The following is an 18,686-nucleotide window of genomic DNA, read 5'->3' on the forward strand; positions in this document are numbered from 1 at the left end:
CGGTTCAGGCGATCCCGAGTTCGTCGTCCAAGGCCTCGAACAGCTCGTCGTCGGTGATCGACTCCAGGTCCGCCGCCCGCTCACCGGTCCGCAGCACGGACCGCAACCGCTCGGCGGCCGCCGTGCGCTCGGCCGGGGTCGCGGCCGCCAGCAACCGCGCCACCCGGTCCACCTCGTCCTTCAGCGACGGTGTTTCCGGGGTGACCGCGGCCCGCAGGTGGGCGGTGATCGCGGCCGGCGTCGGGTGGTCGAACACCAGCGTCGCCGGCAGTCGCACCCCGGTGGTCGCGGCGAGCCGGTTGCGCAACTCCACGGCCAGCAGCGAGTCGAAACCCATCTCCTGGAACGGCCGGTCGGCCGGCACCGGGTCGACGCGTCCCAGGACGGTCGCCGCGTGCGTCCGCACCAGGTCCAGCACGAGCGCGTCCTGCTCGTCGTCGGTCAACCCGGCGAGCCGCGCCGCCCACGTCGGACCACCCCGGTCGCCCGTGCGACGACCGGACACCAACTCGCGGAACAGCGGCGGCACCGGACCGCGGCGCAGCGCGGCGAGGTCGAGCCTGGTCGGCACCACCACGGCCGCGTCGACCGCGCGGGCCGCGTCGAACAGCGCCACCCCCTGCTCCGGGCTCAGCGGCGTGATGCCGGAACGGCTCCAGCGCGCCAGGTCCGCCGCCTCCAGCGCCGTGCCGTCCCACAGCCCCCAGGCGAGCGAGGTCGCGGACCCGCCGCGGGACCGGCGGTGGTGGGCCAACCCGTCCAGGAACGCGTTGGCCGCCGCGTAGTTGGCCTGACCGGGACTGCCGATCGTGGTGGCGACCGACGAGAACAGCACCAGGTCCGCGTCGGGCACCAGCTCGTGCAGGTGCCAGGCCGCGTCGACCTTGGGCCGCAGCACGGCGTCCAGCCGGTCCGGGGTGAGCGTCGCGATCGTGCCGTCGTCCAGCACCCCCGCCGCGTGCACGACGACGCCCACGTCGCGCCCGGCCACCAGTTCCGCGACCGCCGCCCGATCGGCCGTGTCGCACGCGACCAGCTCGACCTCCGCTCCCGACCCGGTCAACCCGGCCACCAGTGCGGCGGCACCGGGCGCGTCCGGGCCGCGCCTGCTCGTGAGCAGCAACCGCCGCGCGCCCCGGTCGACCAGGTGCCGTGCCACCAGCCCACCCAGGTTGCCGGTGGCCCCGGTGATCAACACCGTGCCGGTCGGCGCGGCCGGCCCGCGGTCCGGAACGGCTGGCACGCGCGTCAACCTCGGCGCGACCACCCGGCCGGCGCGGACCGCGACCCGAGGTTCGTCGGTCACGGGCACCTCGCCGCCCTCGTCCAGGTCCACCAGCGTGAATCGGCCGGGCTCCTCGGACTGCGCGGTGCGCACCAGTCCCCACACGGCGGCGCCGGCCAGGTCCTCGACCGGCTCGTCCGGGGTGGTCGCCACCGCGCGGCGGGTGACCACGATCAGCCGGGCGTCCGCCGACCACCCCTGAACCTCCGCCAGCACCGCGCGCACGGTCGCGTGCACGGCTCCCGGCACGTCGTCCGGCACCTCGAGCGCGCCGACGTCCAGCACGACCGCGCCCCGGTCGGGTCCACCGGTGGGAACCTCGTGCCACTCCACCCGGAACAGCGAGTCGTGGTGGGCGACGGGCCGGGTCACCCGGTCGGCGGGCACCGCCCGGATCACCACGGAGTCGACGGACGCCACCGGCGCGCCGGTCGGGTCGGCCATCCGCACCGACGCCGAGTCGGTACCGGTGGGCGTCAACCGCACCCGCAGGCTCGTCGCGCCGACCGAGTGCAGGTCGAGCCCGCTCCACGAGAACGGCAACCGCACCGACCCGTCGTCGGCGGCGACCAACGCGAGGGCGTGCAGCGCGGAGTCCAGCAGCGCGGGGTGCACCCCGAAACCGCCCGCCTCGCCCGGGAGGGCGACCTCCGCGCAGACGTCGGCACCCGACCGCCACGCCGCCCGCAGGCCCTGGAACAGCGGCCCGTAGCCGACTCCGGTCGCGGCCACCCGGTCGTAGAGGTCGTCCACGGGCAGTCGGACCGCGTCTCGGGGAGGCCACGGTCCGGCGAACTCCTCCGATCGCGGCGGAACGGCGGGTGCGAGCGATCCGGTGGCATGCGTGGTCCACGGGCCGTCGTCGGACGACCGGGACCGGATGACGAACGCGCGCGTGTCGTCCCGCTCCGGTTCCACCACGACCTGGAGCCACGCCTGGTCGCCGACGACCAGCGGCTCCGCCAGCACCAGGTCGTCAACCCGTGGTCGGCCCACCAGGTCACCCACGTGTAGCGCGAGGTCGGCGAAGACCGTGCCGGGGAGGACGGTGGCGCCGAACAGCGTGTGCTCGGCGAGCCACGGGTGGGTGCGCGCCGCGATCCGCCCGGTCGACACCAGGCCGCCACCGGGCAATTCCACCGCCGCGCCCAGCACCGGGTGGTCCACCGCGTTCAGCCCGGCGGACCGCACGTCACCCCCGGAACCCGCGTCCAGCCAGTACTTCCGACGCTGGAAGGGGTAGGTGGGCAGCGCCATCGGCGCGGCGGCGGGGAGGACGGCGGGCCAGTCGATCACCAGGCCGTGGACGTGGGCGTGGGCGAGGGCGGTGAGGAATTGGCGTGGGGTGCCGTGGTCGCGGCGGAGGGTGTGCAGGGTGGTGTCGAGTACGGGGTGTGGGCTGATTTCGAGGAACGTCGTGTGTCCACTGTGGACCAGTTTGGTGATGGTGGGGTGGTACTGGACGGGGTTGCGCAGGTTGTCGTACCAGTAGCGGGGGTCGAGCGCGGTGGTGTCGAGGGGGCCGCCGGTGACGGTGGAGTGGAACGGGATGTCCGCGCGGCGCGGGGTGATGCCCTGGAGGCGACGGGGGATCAGCTCGGCCAGTGGCTCGACGTGCGGGGTGTGCGAGGCGTAGTCGACCGGGATCAGGCGGGCGTGCTCGGTGCGGTCGCGGAGCTGCCGGAGCACGTCGAGGTCACCGGCGACGACGGTGTTGCGCGGTCCGTTGACCGCGGCGAGGTGGACGTCCGGCACGCCGTCGATCACGGCCGCCGCGTCCTCGGCGTTCAGCGGCAGGGACAGCATGCCGGTGCGGCCGGTGAGGTTGGTGATGGCTTGCGCTCGACGGGATACGACCTTGATCGCGTCGGTGAGGGAGAGGGCTCCGGCGGTGTACGCGGCGGCGATTTCGCCTTGGGAGTGGCCGATCACGGCGTCGGGCGTGATGCCGGCGGCGATCCAGAGCGTGGCGAGTCCGGTCATGATCGCGAACAGCGCCGGTTGCAGGAGGTCCACGCGGGTGAGGTCGTCGCCCGAGGCGAGGGTGTCGAGCAGCGGCCAGTCCAGTTCGGCGTCGCACGCCTCGACGTGCTCCCGGAACAGGGGTGAGGTGGTGAGGAGGTCGCGGGCCATGCCGGCCCACTGGGAACCCTGACCGGGGAACACGAACACGGTTTTGCCCGGTGTGCCCGCCACGCCCTCGACCAGGCCGGGGTGGGGGCGGTCGTCGCGCACCGCGGCCAGCGCGGCGACCAACTCGCCGTGGTCCGCCGCCACGATCGCCGCGCGGTGGGTGAAGTGGGTGCGGGTGGTGGCCAGCGCGGACGCGAGCCGGCGCGGGTCGGTGTCGGGCGACACGTGGTCGAGCAGCCGGGAAGCCTGGGCGCGCAACGCTTCCGGCGACTTCGCCGACAGCAGCACCGGCACCGCGTCGGTGGTCACGACCACGTCCCGAGCGACCGACTCGACCTCGTGCGGTGGGGCTTCTTCGAGGATCACGTGGGCGTTGGTGCCGCTGATCCCGAAGGACGACACGGCCGCCCGGCGGGGTTGGTCGGCGCGCGGCCACGGTCGCGGTTCGGCGAGCAGGACCACCGCGCCGGACGACCAGTCGACGCGGGTCGAGGGCTTCTCCACGTGCAGGGTGCGCGGCAACACCTCGTGGTGCAGGGCCAGGACCGTCTTGATGATCCCGCCGACACCGGCCGCGGCCTGGGTGTGCCCGATGTTCGACTTCAGCGAGCCCAACCACAGCGGCTCGCTCCGGTTGCGGCCGTAGGTGTCCAGCAGGGCCTGTGCCTCGATCGGGTCGCCGAGCGCGGTGCCGGTGCCGTGCGCCTCCACGGCGGTGACCTGGTCGGCGGTGAGCCGCGCGGCGGCCAGCGCGGCCCGGATCACGCGTTGCTGGGCCGATCCGTTCGGCGCGGTGAGGCCGTTCGACGCGCCGTCCTGGTTGACCGCGCTGCCCTTCAGGACCGCGAGCACGGGGTGGCCGTTGCGGTGGGCGTCGGAGAGCTTTTCCAGCAGCAGCAGGCCGACGCCCTCGCTCCAGCCGGTGCCGTCGGCGTGGTCGGAGAACGCCTTGCAGCGGCCGTCGGGTGCCAGGCCGCGCTGCCGCGAGAACTCCACGAACAGCCCGGGTGTGGCGAGCACCGTGACACCGCCCGCCAACGCGAGCGCGCACTCGCCGTTGCGCAGGGCCTGTGCGGCCAGGTGCACCGCGACCAACGACGACGAGCACGCGGTGTCGACGGTGATCGCCGGGCCTTCCAGACCGAAGGTGTAGGCGACGCGGCCGGACGCGACGCTGCCCGCGCTGCCGGTGCCGATGTGACCTTCGAGCCCTTCGGGCGTGTGCACGAGCCGCCCGCCGTAGTCGTCGTACATCACGCCCGCGAACACGCCGGTTCGGCTGCCGCGCAGGGTGGTCGGGTCGAGGCCGGCGCGTTCGAACACCTCCCAGGAGGTTTCCAGGAGCAGCCGCTGCTGCGGGTCTATCGCGAGCGCCTCGCGTGGGCTGATGCCGAAGAACTCCGGGTCGAAGTGGTCGGCGTCGTGGAGGAAACCGCCGACCCGCGCGTAACTGCGCCCCGGCCGGTCCGGGTTCGGGTCGTACAACCCGTCGAGGTCCCAGCCTCGGTCGGTCGGGAACCCGCCGATGGCGTCCGTGCCGTCGGCGACCAGCCGCCACAGGTCCTCCGGCGACCGCACCCCGCCCGGGTACCGGCAGCCCATCGCCACGATCGCGATCGGCTCGCGGTGCCGCAGCCGGAGCCGCTCGTTTTCCTTCAGCGACGCCCGAAGCGCCTCCACCACCCGGTCGGTCGAGGTCATCCCAGCCTCCCGGCGTCCGCGGAGTCCTCCAGCGCGAGGCGGATCAGGCTTTCCGCGCTCATCTCGTCGATCACGTCGACGGTGTCCGGCGCGGGCGCGTCGGCCAGGCTCAGCACCAGGTCCAGCAGTCCGGCCTCCCGCAACCTGGCCACCGGGATCCGGGCCAGCGCCCGGCGCGTCTCGGCGTCGCGCCTGTCGTCCTCCAGCGGCGCGAGACCGGCCCGGAGGTGGGCCGCCAGCGCGGCGGGTGTCGGGTGGTCGAACACGAGCGTCGCCCGCAACGCCAACCCGGTGGCCGCGGCGAGCCGGTTGCGCAACTCCACCGCGGTCAACGAGTCGAACCCCAGTTCGCGCAGTGCCCGGTCGGCCGGCACCGCGCCCACCTCGTGCCCCAGCACGGCCGCGATCTCGGCCCGCACCACGTCCACCACCTCGTCCGGCCCGACCCGGCCCGACCCGGTGGCCGCGCGTCGGGTCGGGGTCCGCACCAGCGACCGCACCAGGTGCGGCAGCACGGGAGCCGACCGCAGTGCGGCCAGGTCGAGCCGGGCCGGCACCAGCACCGGCTCGGCCAGGCCCAGCGCCGCGTCGAACAGCGCCAGGCCCTCGTCGGGGTCGAGCGGCACGATCCCGTTGCGCGCCAACCGGTTCCGGTCGGGCGCGGCGGCCATGCCCCGGTCCTGCGCCCACAGGCCCCAGGCGAGCGAGGTCGCGGGCAGGCCTTGGCGCCGGCGGTGTTCGGCGAGGGCGTCGAGGTACGTGTTGGCCGCGGCGTAGTTCGCCTGACCCGGCGAACCCGTGACACCGGCCGCCGACGAGAACAGCACGAAGTGGGTCAGGTCGTGGCCCGCGGTCGCCTCGTGGAGGTGCCACGCCGCGTCGACCTTCGGCGCGAGCACGGGGTGCAGGCGGTCCGGGGTGAGCGCGGTGACCGTGCCGTCGTCCAGCACGCCGGCGGTGTGGATCACCGCGGTCGGCGCCCAGGAGGTGACCAGTGCCCCGACCTGGTCGCGGTCGGTGAGGTCGGCCGCGACCAGGGTCACCTCGGCGGGAAGGGCCAGCAGTTCGGCCGCGGCCGGCGCGTCCGGTCCGGTGCGGCTGGTCAGCAGGAGGTGTTGCGCGCCATGGGTTTCCACCAGGTGGCGGACGACGAGTCGACCCAGCGCGCCGGTCGCGCCGGTCACCAGGATCGTGCCGGAGGTGTCGAGCGGCCGGTGCTCGGGCGCGGCGGCCCGGGCCAGCATCGGCGCGAGGAAGCGTCCACTGTGGACTCTGACGTGCGGTTCGCCGGTGGTCAGCGCCGCCGGCACGGTGCTCGGATCCGCCGTTTCCACCAGCACGATCCGGTCCGGGTGCTCGGACTGGGCGCTGCGGGCGAGGCCGACGGCGGTCGAGCCCGCCAAGCCGTCGGTCACCACGACCAACCGGGCGGCGGTGTCCTCGGCGAGGAACTCCTGGATCCGCCGCAGGGCGCCCTCGGCGGCGGCGTGCGGATCGCCGGTGACGTGGTGCACCACGTGGTCCGGAACCGCCGTGACGCCCGTCGGCGCCGGCGTCCAGTCCAGTCGGAACATCGAGTCGTGGCGGCGGGTGACGCGCACCCGGTCCGCGTCGACCGGCCGGGACACCAGCGAGTCGACCGACAGCACCGGCATGCCGGTCGGGTCGGTGACCAGCAGCGCGAACGCGTCGTCGCCGAGCGCGCGCAGCCGGACCCGCGCCGCGGTCGCCCCGGTCGCGTGCAGCCGGACGCCGGTCCACGCGAACGGCAGCCGCACCCGGTCCGACGACGGCAGGGCCAAGGCGTGCAACGCCGCGTCCCACAACGCCGGGTGCACGCCGAAACCGCCGTCGGCGACCTCGGCCGGGAGCGCCACCTCGGCGTACCGGTCGTCGCCGACCGACCAGGCGGCCCGAACCCCGCGGAACAGCGCGCCGTAGGCGACACCGGCGTCCAGGAACCGGTCGTACAGGTCGGTGGTGTCCAGCTCGGTCGCGCCCGGCGGTGGCCAGATCTCCAGGGTGTCGGAACCACCGTTCGCGACGGTCACCGTGCCGGTCGCGTGCGTGGTCCACGTCGTCCGGTCGTCCGGGCGGGCGTGAACCGCGACCGCTCGGGCACCCTGGTCGTCCGGCGGCCCGAGGGCGACCTGAACCCGCACGACCTCGCCGTCCCCGAACGCGATCGGCGACCGCAGCACCAGGTCGGCCACCTCGTCGCAGCCGACCTGACGTGCCGCGTGCAGCGCCAGCTCCACGAACGCGGTGCCGGGCAACAGCACGGTGTCCAGCACGACGTGCTCGGCCAGCCACGGGTGGGTGCGCACCGACAACGCGCCCGTGGCCACCACGCCACCGTCCGCGAGGTCGACGGTGGTGCCGACGAGCGGGTGGTCACCGGCGGGCGGCGGGTCGAGCCAGTAGGTCCGGTGCTGGAACGCGTAGGTGGGTAGCGGCACCAGGGTCGGCTCGTCCGCCGCCACCCGTGCTCCGGCCACGTGCGCGGCGGCGAGCGCGGCGAGGAAGGTGTCGACCTGAGGTCGGTTCCGGCGTTGGGTGGGGATTCCGCCGGTGAGTGTGCTGAGGGTGCTGTCGGGTCCGATTTCGAGGAGCGTCGTGACGCCGGCGTCGGTGAGGGTGGTGATCGTGTCGTGGAAGCGGACCGTGCTGCGGAGGTGTTCGGTCCAGTAGTCGGGTGAGCCGAGTCGGTCGGCGCGCCGGCCGGTGACGTTCGAGATCACCGGAATCGTCGGCTCGTGGTAGGTGAGACCGGCCGCGATGGCCCGGAATTCGGCGAGGACGTCGTCCATGTGGTGGGAGTGGAAGGCGTGGCTTACCTGGAGCACGGTCGTTTTGCGGCCTTGTGCGCGGAATCGTTCGGCGACGCGGTGGACGGTGTCGTGGTCGCCGGAGATGACGAGGTTGTCGGGGCTGTTGACGGCGGCGATGTCCACTGTGTCGGGTAGTTCGTGTTCCTGGGCTTGGAGGGCGATCATCGCTCCGCCTGGTTGGGCGGCGTGCATGAGTCGGGCGCGGGTGGAGACGAGGGTCGTGGCGTCGGCCAGGTCGAGGACTCCGGCCACGTGAGCGGCGGTGAGTTCGCCGATCGAGTGCCCGGCCAGGAAATCGGGCGTCACGCCGTGGTGGGTGACAAGTCGGTAGAGGGCGACCTCGTGGGCGAACAGCGCGGGTTGGGTGTGCAGGGTTTGGTCGAGCGAGTGTTCATCGATCGGGATGTCCAGGTGGGACAGGACTTCGTCGTAGGCCTGGGCGTACACGGGGAAGCGCTCGTACAGCTCGCGGCCCATGCCCGGGTACTGGCTGCCCTGGCCGGTGAACAGGAACGCGGTCCTGCCGGGACGGGGCGTGCCCGTGGTGAGGTTCGGGTGCGGGAGACCGTCGGCGAGCGCGGCGAGGGCGGCCAGGTGGTCGCCGCTGATGCCGGCCCGGTGGTCGAAGCGGGACCGGGTGGTCAGGGTGCCGGCGACGTGGTCGGCGTCGGTCGGGTGGGCGGTGAGGTGGTTCAGCAGGGTGCGGGCGTAGGCGCGCAGTGCCGGTGCCGTGGTGGCCGAGAGCAGCCACGGCAGCGGGTGGGTCGGCGGGACCGGTGCCGCGGTCGGTGGTTCCTCGATGATCACGTGGGCGTTGGTGCCGCTGATGCCGAACGACGACACCCCGGCGCGGCGGGGGCGGCCGTTGCGCTTCCAGGGTCGGGCTTCGGTGAGCAGCGCGACGGAGCCGGCGGACCAGTCGACGTGCGGGGTCGGTTCGTCCACGTGCAGGGTGCGGGGCAGCACGTCGTAGTGCAGTGCCTGCACGATCTTGATGACGCCCGCGACGCCGGCGGCGGCCTGGGTGTGGCCGAGGTTGGACTTGATCGACCCGAGGTAAAGAGGTTCGGCGCGGTCCTGGCCGTAGGTGGCGAGGAGGGCTTGGGCTTCGATGGGGTCGCCGAGGGTGGTTCCGGTGCCGTGGGCTTCGACGGCGTCGATGTCCGATGTGGACAGTCCCGCGTTGGTGAGCGCGGTGTGGATGACGCGTTGTTGGGAAGGGCCGTGGGGTGCGGTGAGGCCGTTGGACGCGCCGTCCTGGTTGACCGCGCTGCCCCGCACCAGTGCCAGCACGGGGTGGCGGTGGCGTCGGGCGTCGGACAGGCGTTCCAGGAGCAGCAGGCCGACACCCTCGCCCCAACCGGTGCCGTCGGCCGCGGCCGCGAACGCCTTGCAGCGGCCGTCGGGGGCGAGACCGCGTTGGCGGGAGAACTCGATGAACGTGCTGGGTGTGGCCATCACCGTGACGCCGCCGGCCAGGGCGAGCGTGCACTCGCCGCCGCGCAACGCCTGGGCGGCGAGGTGCAGCGCGACCAGGGAGGAGGAGCACGCGGTGTCGATGGTGACGGCCGGTCCCTCGAATCCGAAGGTGTAGGCGACCCGGCCGGACGCGACGCTGCCCGCGCTGCCGGTGCTGAGGAAGCCCTCGAACCCCGGCGGGGCGTGCTGGAGCAGGCGGGCTCCGTAGTCGTTGTACATCACGCCGGTGAACACGCCCGTGCGACTGCCGCGCACGTCGGCCGGGTCGATGCCGGCCCGTTCGAAGGCCTCCCAGGTGGTTTCCAGCAGCAGCCGCTGCTGGGGGTCGATGGCCGGCGCCTCGCGCGGGCTGATGCCGAAGAAGTCCGCGTCGAACGCCGCCGCGTCGGCGAGGAAGCCGCCCTCGCGGGCGTAGGAGGTGCCGACGTGGTCCGGGTCCGGGTGGTACAGCCGCGCGATGTCCCAGCCGCGGTCGGTCGGGAACCCGCCGATGGCCTCGGCCCCGTCGGCGACCAACGTCCACAGGTCCTCGGGCGTGCGCACGCCGCCCGGGTAGCGGCAGGCCAGGGCGATGATCGCGATCGGCTCGTCGGACGCCGCGGTCGTGGTCGTGGCGACCGCTTTCCGCGCGCCGACGAGTTCCGCGTGCAGGTGGCGGGCGAGCGCGGCCGGTGTCGGGTGGTCGAAGACCAGCGTCGCGGGCAGTCGGAGACCGGTGTCGGCGGTGAGCCGGTTGCGCAGTTCCACGGCGGTCAGCGAGTCGAAGCCGATCTCCTGGAACGCCCGGTCCACGTCGACCCGGTCGGCGCCGCCGTGCCCCAACACGGTCGCGACCCGACCGCGTACCAGGGTCAGCACGAATGCCCGTGCATCCACTTCGGACAGTCCGGCGACGGTGCCCGCGACCGAGCCGTCGACCGCGTGCCGGGTGGTCGGTGCCAGACCGCGCAACACGGCCGGAACCTCGTCCTGGGCACGCAGCGCGGCGAGGTCGACCGCGACCGGGGCCACGACGGACCGCCCCGACGCCAGGGCCGCGTCGAACAGCTCCACGCCCAGCTCGGGTGGTATCGGCGCGATACCACCGCGGCGCATCCGGGCCACGTCGGTCGGGTCGAGCGCGGCGCCCAGACCGCCGTCGACCGCCCACAGGCCCCAGGACAGCGCCGTGGTGCGCGGGCGACGGGCCGCCAGGGCCTCCAGGAACGCGTTCGCCGCGGCGTAGTTGCCCTGACCGGGCGCGCCGACCGCGGCGGCGATCGAGGAGAACAGCACGAACGCGACGTCGGCACCGGCCGCCTCGTGCAGGTGCCAGGCCCCGTCCACCTTGGGGCGCAACACCTCCGCGACCCGTTCCGGGGTCAACGAGGCCAGCACGCCGTCGTCGACGACACCGGCCGCGTGCACGACGCCGGTCAAGCCGGGCACCGACCGGACCAGCTCGGCGGTCGCGTCCCGGTCGGCGAGGTCGCACGCGGTCACCGTGACGTCCGCGCCCAGCCCGGTCAGCTCGGCGACCAGGTCCGGCGCGCCCCGACCGCGTCGGTTCACCAGCACCAGGCGGTCGACGCCGTGCCGGGTCACGAGGTGGCGGGCGAAGATCCGACCGAGTGCGCCGGTGCCGCCGGTGATCAGCACCGTGCGGCCGAGGTCGAGGGGCGCGCGGTCGACGGTCGGCGCCGGCGCGAGCCTGGGCGCGTGGGCCCGGCCCCGGCGGAGCGCCAGCTGGGGCTCGGCCCCGGCACAGGCTCGAGCCAGCGCGGAATCCGACGCCGGCGACCCGTCGGTGTCCACGAGCACGAACCGCCCGGGGTGCTCGGCCTGCGCCGACCGCAGCAAGCCCCAGGCGGCCGCGAGCGCCGGGTTCGCGTCCTCGCCCACCGCGCCCGAGGTGACCACCGCCAGCCGAGAGGCGTCGTCCGGTCGGCCCTGTGCCCTGGTCAACGCGGCCAGGACCGCCTGGTGGGTGGCCGCCACGACCTCGCCCTCCGCCGTCAGCCGGCACACCTCGACCGCCTCGGCGGCGTCGGGCAGCGGGACCTCGGGCCACGTCACGTGGTAGAGCGAACGGGTCGGTCGGGCGACCGGAACCACCCGTGACACCAACGACTCCGCGGTCAGCACCGGCGCGCCCGCGCCATCGACCACGTGCACGGCCACCGCGTCCGGGCCGGCGGGGGACAGCCGCGCGCGGACGACCGTCGCTCCGGTGGCGTGCAGGCGCACACCGGACCACGAGAACGGCAGCCGGACCTCGTCGCCCGCGTCCCGGACCAGCAGGTGCAGCACCGCGTCCAGCAACGCCGGGTGCACGCCGAACCCGGTCGGGTCCGCGCCGTCGGGCAGAGCGACCTCGGCGACCAGGTCGTCGCCCGCCCGCCACGCCGACCGCACACCCCGGAACGCCGGGCCGTAGCGGTACCCGTGGTCCGCCAACCGCTCGTACAGGTCCTCGACCGGCAGCACCTCGGCGCCGTCCGGCGGCCACCGCACGGGTTCCCGGCGCTCGGCGGCGGCCGGCGCGAGCACACCGGTGGCGTGGCACGTCCACGGCTCGGCCGCGGACCGCGCGTGCACGGCCACCGCGCGTCGACCCACGCCGTCCGGCCCGCCGACGACCACCTGCACCTGGACGTTCTCCGTCACCACCAACGGTTCCTGGAGCGTCAGGTCCTCGATGGCACCGCACCCGACCCGGTCCGCCGCGTGCAGCGCCAACTCCACGAACGCCGCCCCGGGCAGCAGCACCGAGCCCGCGATCGCGTGATCCGCCAACCACGGGTGCGTCGCGAGCGACCACCGCCCGGTCAGCACAAGCCCGTCCCCGTCGGCCGGCTCGACCTCCGCGCCCAGCAACGGGTGGTCCGCGCGCCCGAGCCCGGCCGCCGTCACGTCCGCCGACGTCGGGGCGAACCAGTAGCGCTCGCGCTGGAACGGGTAGGTGGGCAACGGCGCGAGGCCGCGGACCGGGCTGTCCACCCGGCCACCGCGCACGTGGACGGCGGCGAGCGCGGCGAGGAAGGTGGCGACCTGGGGTCGGTTCCGGCGTTGGGTGGGGATTCCGTCGGTGAGTGCGCTGAGGGTGCTGTCGGGTCCGATTTCGAGGAACGTCGTGACGCCGGCGTGGGTGAGGGTGGTGATCGTGTCGTGGAAGCGGACCGTGCTGCGGAGGTGTTCGGTCCAGTAGTCGGGGGAGTCGAGTCGGTCGGCGATCCTGCCGGTGACGTTCGAGATCACCGGGATTCGCGGTGGGTGGTAGGTGAGTCGTGCCGCCACAGCCCGGAATTCGGTCAGCGCGCAGTCCATGTGGTGGGAGTGGAAGGCGTGGCTGACTTTGAGCACGGTCGTCTTGCGGCCTTGGGCGCGAAATCGTTCGGCGACGCGGTGGACGTCGTCGTGGTCGCCGGAGAGGACCAGGTTGTCCGCGCTGTTGACCGCGGCGAGGGACACCGTGGAAGGCAACTCCAGCTCGGATTCCTGGGCTTGGAGGGCGATCATGGCTCCGTCGGCTCGGGCGGTGTGCATGAGTCGGGCGCGGGCGGAGACCAGTGTCGCGGCGCCGGCCAGGTCGAGGACTCCGGCCACGTGGGCGGCGGCGAGTTCGCCGATGGAGTGTCCGGCCAGGAAATCGGGCGTCACGCCGTGGTGGGTGATCAGGTAATACAGGGCGACTTCGTGGGCGAATAGCGCGGGTTGGGTGTGCAGGGTTTGGTCGAGTGCGTTTTCGTCGATCGGGGTTTCCAGGTGGGACATGACTTCGTCGTAGGCCTGGGCGTAGACGGGGAACGCGTTGTACAGGTCTTGGCCCATGCCGGGGTATTGGCTGCCTTGGCCGGTGAACAGGAACGCGGTTTTGCCCGGTGTGGCCACGCCGGTGATCAAGGACGGGTGTGGAGTACCGGACGCCAGTGCTTCCAACGCCGCACGGTGGTCGCCGCTGATGCCGGCGCGGTGGTCGAAACGGGTGCGGGCGGCCAAGGTCGTGGCGACGTGGGTGGTGTCGGAGTGGGTGGTCAGGTGGGCGAGCAGGGCTCGGGCCTGGTCGCGGAGGGCCGGTTCGGTGCGGGCGGAGAGCAGCCACGGGAACGGGCCGGGTTCGGGCGCGGGGGTTGCGGGCGGTGGTTCCTCGAGGATCACGTGGGCGTTGGTGCCGCTGATCCCGAACGACGACACGCCCGCTCGGCGTGGACGGTCGGCGCGCGGCCACGGCTGCGGCTCGGTCAGCAGGGACACCGCGCCCGTCGACCAGTCCACGTGCGGCGTCGGCTCGTCCACGTGCAGGGTGCGCGGCAGCACGTCGTGGTGGAGTGCCTGCACCACCTTGATGATCCCGCCGACACCGGCGGCCGCCTGGGTGTGCCCGAGGTTGGACTTGAGCGAACCCAACCACAGCGGCCGGTCGCGGTCCTGGCCGTAGGTGGCGAGCAGGGCCTGGGCTTCGATCGGGTCGCCGAGCGTCGTTCCGGTGCCGTGGGCCTCCACGGCGTCGACGTCCGAAGTGGACAGTCCGGCGTTCGCGAGCGCGTCCCGGATCACCCGCTGCTGAGCCGGTCCGCTGGGCGCGGTCAAACCGTTGGACGCGCCGTCCTGGTTCACCGCGCTGCCCCGGACCACGGCCAGCACGGGGTGTCCGTTGCGGCGCGCGTCGGACAGCCGTTCCACGACCAGCAGTCCCGCGCCCTCGGCGAACCCCGTGCCGTCGGCCGCGCCGGCGAACGCCTTGCACCGGCCGTCGGGCGCGAGCCCGCGTTGCCGGGAGAACTCCACGAACGTCATCGGCGTGGCCATCACGGTGGCGCCGCCGACCAGGGCCAGGTCGCACTCGTCGTCGCGCAGCGACCGGATCGCCAGGTGCAGCGCGACGAGCGACGACGAGCACGCGGTGTCGACGGTGATCGCGGGTCCCTCCAGCCCGAGGGTGTAGGAGACGCGACCGGACGCGACGCTGCCCGCGCTGCCGTTGCCCAGGTAACCCTCCAGGTCGGCGGGCGCCGGTGTCGCGCGCGCGCCGTAGTCGGTGTAGATCAACCCGGCGAACACCCCGGTCCGGCTGCCGCGCAACGACCTCGGGTCGATGCCCGCCCGCTCGACCGCCTCCCACGCGGTTTCCAGCAGCAGTCGGTGTTGCGGATCGGTGGCCCGCGCCTCGCGCGGTGACAGGCCGAAGAACTCGGGATCGAACCGGTCCGCGTCGGCGAGGAACCCGCCGTGCCGGGTCGACGCGGTGCCCGCGCGGTCCGGATCGGGGTGGTGCAACGAGGTCAGGTCCCAGCCCCGGTCGGTCGGGAACGCCGACACCGCGTCGACCCCGTCGGAGACCAGCCGCCACAGGTCTTCCGGCGACCGCACCCCACCCGGGTACCGGCACGCCATGCCCACGATCACGACCGTATCCCCGACCGCTCGGCGCGTGGTCCGCGCGACCACCCCGGTCCGCCGGCCGGTGACCTCGGCGGCCAGGTGCCGGGCCAGCGCCTCGGGCGCGGGGTGGTCGAACACCAGCGTCGCGGGCAGCCGCAAGCCGGTCGCCGCGCCGAGCCGGTTCCGCAGCTCGACCGCCAGGATCGAGTCGACACCCAGGTCCTTGAACGCCCGCGTGCCGTCCACCGCGCCGGTGTGCCCGAGCACCGCCGCCGCCTGCGCCCGCACCAACTCCAGCGCGGCGGCCACCCGGTCCGGCTCGGGCAACGCCGCCCACCGCTCGGCCAACCCGACCGCGTCCGACCGCACCGCGCGCCGCCGGGTCCGGGTCCGCTCGCGCCGCGCGGTGGTCGGTGTCGCGGTGGTCGGCTCTCGGGACACCACCTCGCCGAACCCGGCCACCGGCTCACCGCGCCGGTCGAACAGCGCCACCGCCGCGGAACCGTCGCCGGTCGGGGTGATCCGCGCCCGCAGGCTCGTCGCGCCGGTCGCGTGCAGCCGCACGTCGGTCCAGGCGAACGGCATCCGCGCCGTCGACGCGTCCACCGCGAGCGGGTGCAGCGCGGCGTCCGCGAGCGCCGGGTGCAGACCGAACCGCGTGACGTCCGTGTCCTCGGTGACCTCGACCTCGGCGAACACCGCGCCGTCGGCCCGCCACACCCGCCGCACACCGCGGAACACCGGACCGTAGTCCACCCCGGCGGCGGACAGCCGGTCGTAGAGGCCGTCGACGTCGACCGGTGTCGCGCCCGCCGGCGGCCACTCGGTCAGGGGCTCCGGTTCCTCGTCGTCGGTGGGGGAGACGGTGCCCGAGGCGTGTCGGGTCCACGGCTCGTCGTCGGCGGCACGGGCGTGGACGGTGATCGGCCGGCGACCGTCCTCCGGCGCGCCGACGGCGACCTGGAGCCGGACCGACCCGTGCTCCGGCACCGCGAGCGGCGATTCCAGGACCAGTTCGTCCACCCGGCCGCAGCCCACGTGGTCGCCCGCGTGTACGGCCAGGTCCAGGAACGCGGTGCCGGGCACCAGGATCGCGCCGCGCACCACGTGGTCGGCGAGCCACGGGTGGGTGTGCCGGGACAGTCGACCGGTCAGCAGCACGCCCTCGTCGTCCGCCAACGCGATCGCCGCGTCGACCAGCGGGTGTTCCGCGCCCCGCCGCCCGTCGAGCCAGTACCGCCGGCGCTGGAACGGGTAGGTGGGCACCGGCACCCGCGCGGCCGGCGGGACGACCGTGCTCCAGTCGACGTCCAGGCCGTGGACGTGGGCGTGGGCCAGGGCGGTGAGGAACTGGTGTGGGGTGCCGTGGTCGCGGCGGAGGGTGTGCAGGGTGGTGTCGAGTACGGGGTGTGGGCTGATTTCGAGGAACGTCTTGTGTCCACTGTGGACCATCGCGGCGACGGTCGGGTGGAACAGGACCGGGTTGCGCAGGTTGTCGTACCAGTAGCGGGGGTCGAGCGCGGTGGTGTCGAGCGGGCCGCCGGTGACGGTGGAGTGGAACGGGATGCGCGCGGGGCGCGGGGTGATCCCGGCCAGCAGCGACGGGATCAGCTCGGCCAGCGGCTCGACGTGCGGGGTGTGCGAGGCGTAGTCGACCGGGATCAGCCGGGCGTGCTCGGTGGCGTCGCGCAGCGTCCGCAACGAGTCGAGGCCTCCCGCGACGACCGTGTTCCGGGGACCGTTGAGGGCGGCCACGTGCACATCGGCGTGACCGTCGATCACCCGGCGGGTGTCGTCGGCGTTCAGCGGCAGGGACAGCATGCCGGCGTGGCCGGTGAGCGTGGTGATGGCCTGGGCGCGGCGGGTCACGACCTTGATCGCGTCGGTGAGGGAGAGGGCTCCGGCGGTGTACGCGGCGGCGATTTCGCCTTGGGAGTGGCCGATCACGGCGTCGGGGGTGACTCCGGCGGCGGTCCAGAGTACGGCCAGTCCGGTCATGACCGCGAAGAGCGCCGGCTGCACCAGATCCACCCGGGTCAGGTCGTCACCCGAGGTCAGGGCGTCGACCAACGACCAGTCCAGCTCCGCGTCACAGGCCTCGATGTGCTCCCGGAACACCGACGAGGTGGTCAGGAGGTCACGGGCCATGCCGTTCCACTGGGAACCCTGACCGGGGAACACGAACGCCACACGACCCGGCGTCGTCGCCACACCGCGCACCACCAGGGGGTGCGGGAGGTCGTCGCGCACCGCGGCCAGCGCGTCGGCGAGGTCCGCGCCGGAGTCGGCCACGATCACCGCGCGGTGCGCGAACCGGCTGCGGGCGGCCAGGGTGCGGGCGAGGCCGGGCAGGTCGGTGGTGTCGGTGGTGTGGTCGAGGAGGAGGGCCGCCTGGGCGCGCAGGGCGGCGGCGGACTTCGCCGACAGCGGCACCGGCACCGCGTCGGTGGTCAGCAGCACCGGGTGGTCGGGAACCTCGTCGGGCTCGGGGGCCTCCTCGAGGACCACGTGGGCGTTGGTGCCGCTGATCCCGAACGAGGACACGGCGGCCCGGCGCGGTCGGTCGACGGTCGGCCACGGTCGGGGCTCGGTCAGCAGGGACACCGCGCCCGCCGACCAGTCGACGCGCGACGACGGCTCGGCGGCGTGCAGGGTGCGCGGCAGCACGCCGTGGCGCAGCGCCTGCACGACCTTGATCACGCCCGCCACCCCCGCCGCGGCCTGGGTGTGGCCGAGGTTGGACTTGACCGACCCCAACCACAGCGGCTCGGTGCGGTCCCGGCCGTAGGTGGCCAACAGCGCGTGCGCCTCGATCGGGTCGCCGAGGGACGTTCCCGTGCCGTGCGCCTCGACCACGTCGACGTCCGAAGTGGACAGTCCGGCGTTCGCGAGCGCGGCCCGGATCACCCGCTGCTGGGCGGACCCGTTGGGCGCGGACAGTCGGCTGCTGGCGCCGTCCTGGTTGACGGCGCTGCCCTTCAGGACCGCGAGCACGGGGTGGTCGTTGCGGTGGGCGTCGGAGAGCTTTTCCAGCAGCAGCAGGCCGACGCCCTCGCTCCAGCCGGTGCCGTCGGCGTGGTCGGAGAACGCCTTGCAGCGGCCGTCGGGCGCCAGGCCGCGCTGCCGCGAGAACTCCACGAAGAGGGTCGGCGTGGCGAGCACCGTGACACCGCCCGCGAGCGCGAGCGAGGACTCGCCGGTGCGCAGCGACTGGGCGGCCAGGTGCAGTGCCACCAGGGAGGACGAGCACGCGGTGTCGACGGTGACGGCCGGTCCCTCGAAGCCGAACGTGTAGGCGACGCGGCCGGAGGCGACGCTGCCCGCGCTGCCGGTGCCCACGTGACCCTCGGTACCCTCGGGCGGGTCGGGTTGCAGGCGCGCGCCGTAGTCGCCGTACATGACGCCCGCGAACACGCCGGTTCGGCTGTGCCGCAACGAGATCGGGTCGATGCCGGCGCTTTCCACCGCCTCCCAGGCGGTTTCCAGCAGCAGCCGCTGCTGCGGGTCGACCGTGAGCGCCTCGCGCGGGCTGATGCCGAAGAACTCCGGGTCGAACCCGGCCGCGTCGGCGAGGAAACCGCCTTCCCGCGCGTAACTGCGGCCCACCGCCTCGGGATCCGGGTCGTACAGGCCGTCGAGGTCCCACCCCCGGTCGGTCGGGAACCCGGAGATCGCGTCCACGCCGTCGGACACCAGCCGCCACAGGTCGTCGGGCGACCGCACCCCGCCCGGGAACCGGCACGCCATGCCCACGACCGCGATCGGCTCGGTGGACCGCGACTCGACCTCCCGCAGTCGCAGGCGGGTCCGGTGCAGGTCGGTGGTGACGCGTCTGAGGTAGTCCCGGAGCTTGTCCTCGTTCACCATGTCAACCCTCTTCGCGCGGTGCGGCCCGG

2 protein-coding genes are annotated in these 18,686 nt (G+C 74.0%); both read right to left on the minus strand.

The window, feature by feature from the left end; genetic code table 11:
• Nucleotides 1-4 precede the first annotated feature (4 nt).
• Complete coding sequence (locus AB0G50_RS16635; protein ID WP_360108525.1) at nt 5-5,119, minus strand: type I polyketide synthase; 5,115 nt, start codon at nt 5,117-5,119, stop codon at nt 5-7.
• The gene (locus AB0G50_RS16640; protein ID WP_360108528.1) at nt 5,116-18,657 is read right to left on the minus strand and encodes an SDR family NAD(P)-dependent oxidoreductase; all 13,542 of its coding nucleotides are present in this window, start codon (nt 18,655-18,657) and stop codon (nt 5,116-5,118) included. The genes AB0G50_RS16635 and AB0G50_RS16640 overlap by 4 nt, the downstream gene beginning before the upstream one ends.
• Between the last annotated feature and the right edge of the window lie 29 nt (nt 18,658-18,686).

It is taken from the genome of Actinosynnema sp. NPDC020468, from assembly GCF_040642015.1.
Lineage (GTDB): Bacteria > Actinomycetota > Actinomycetes > Mycobacteriales > Pseudonocardiaceae > Actinosynnema.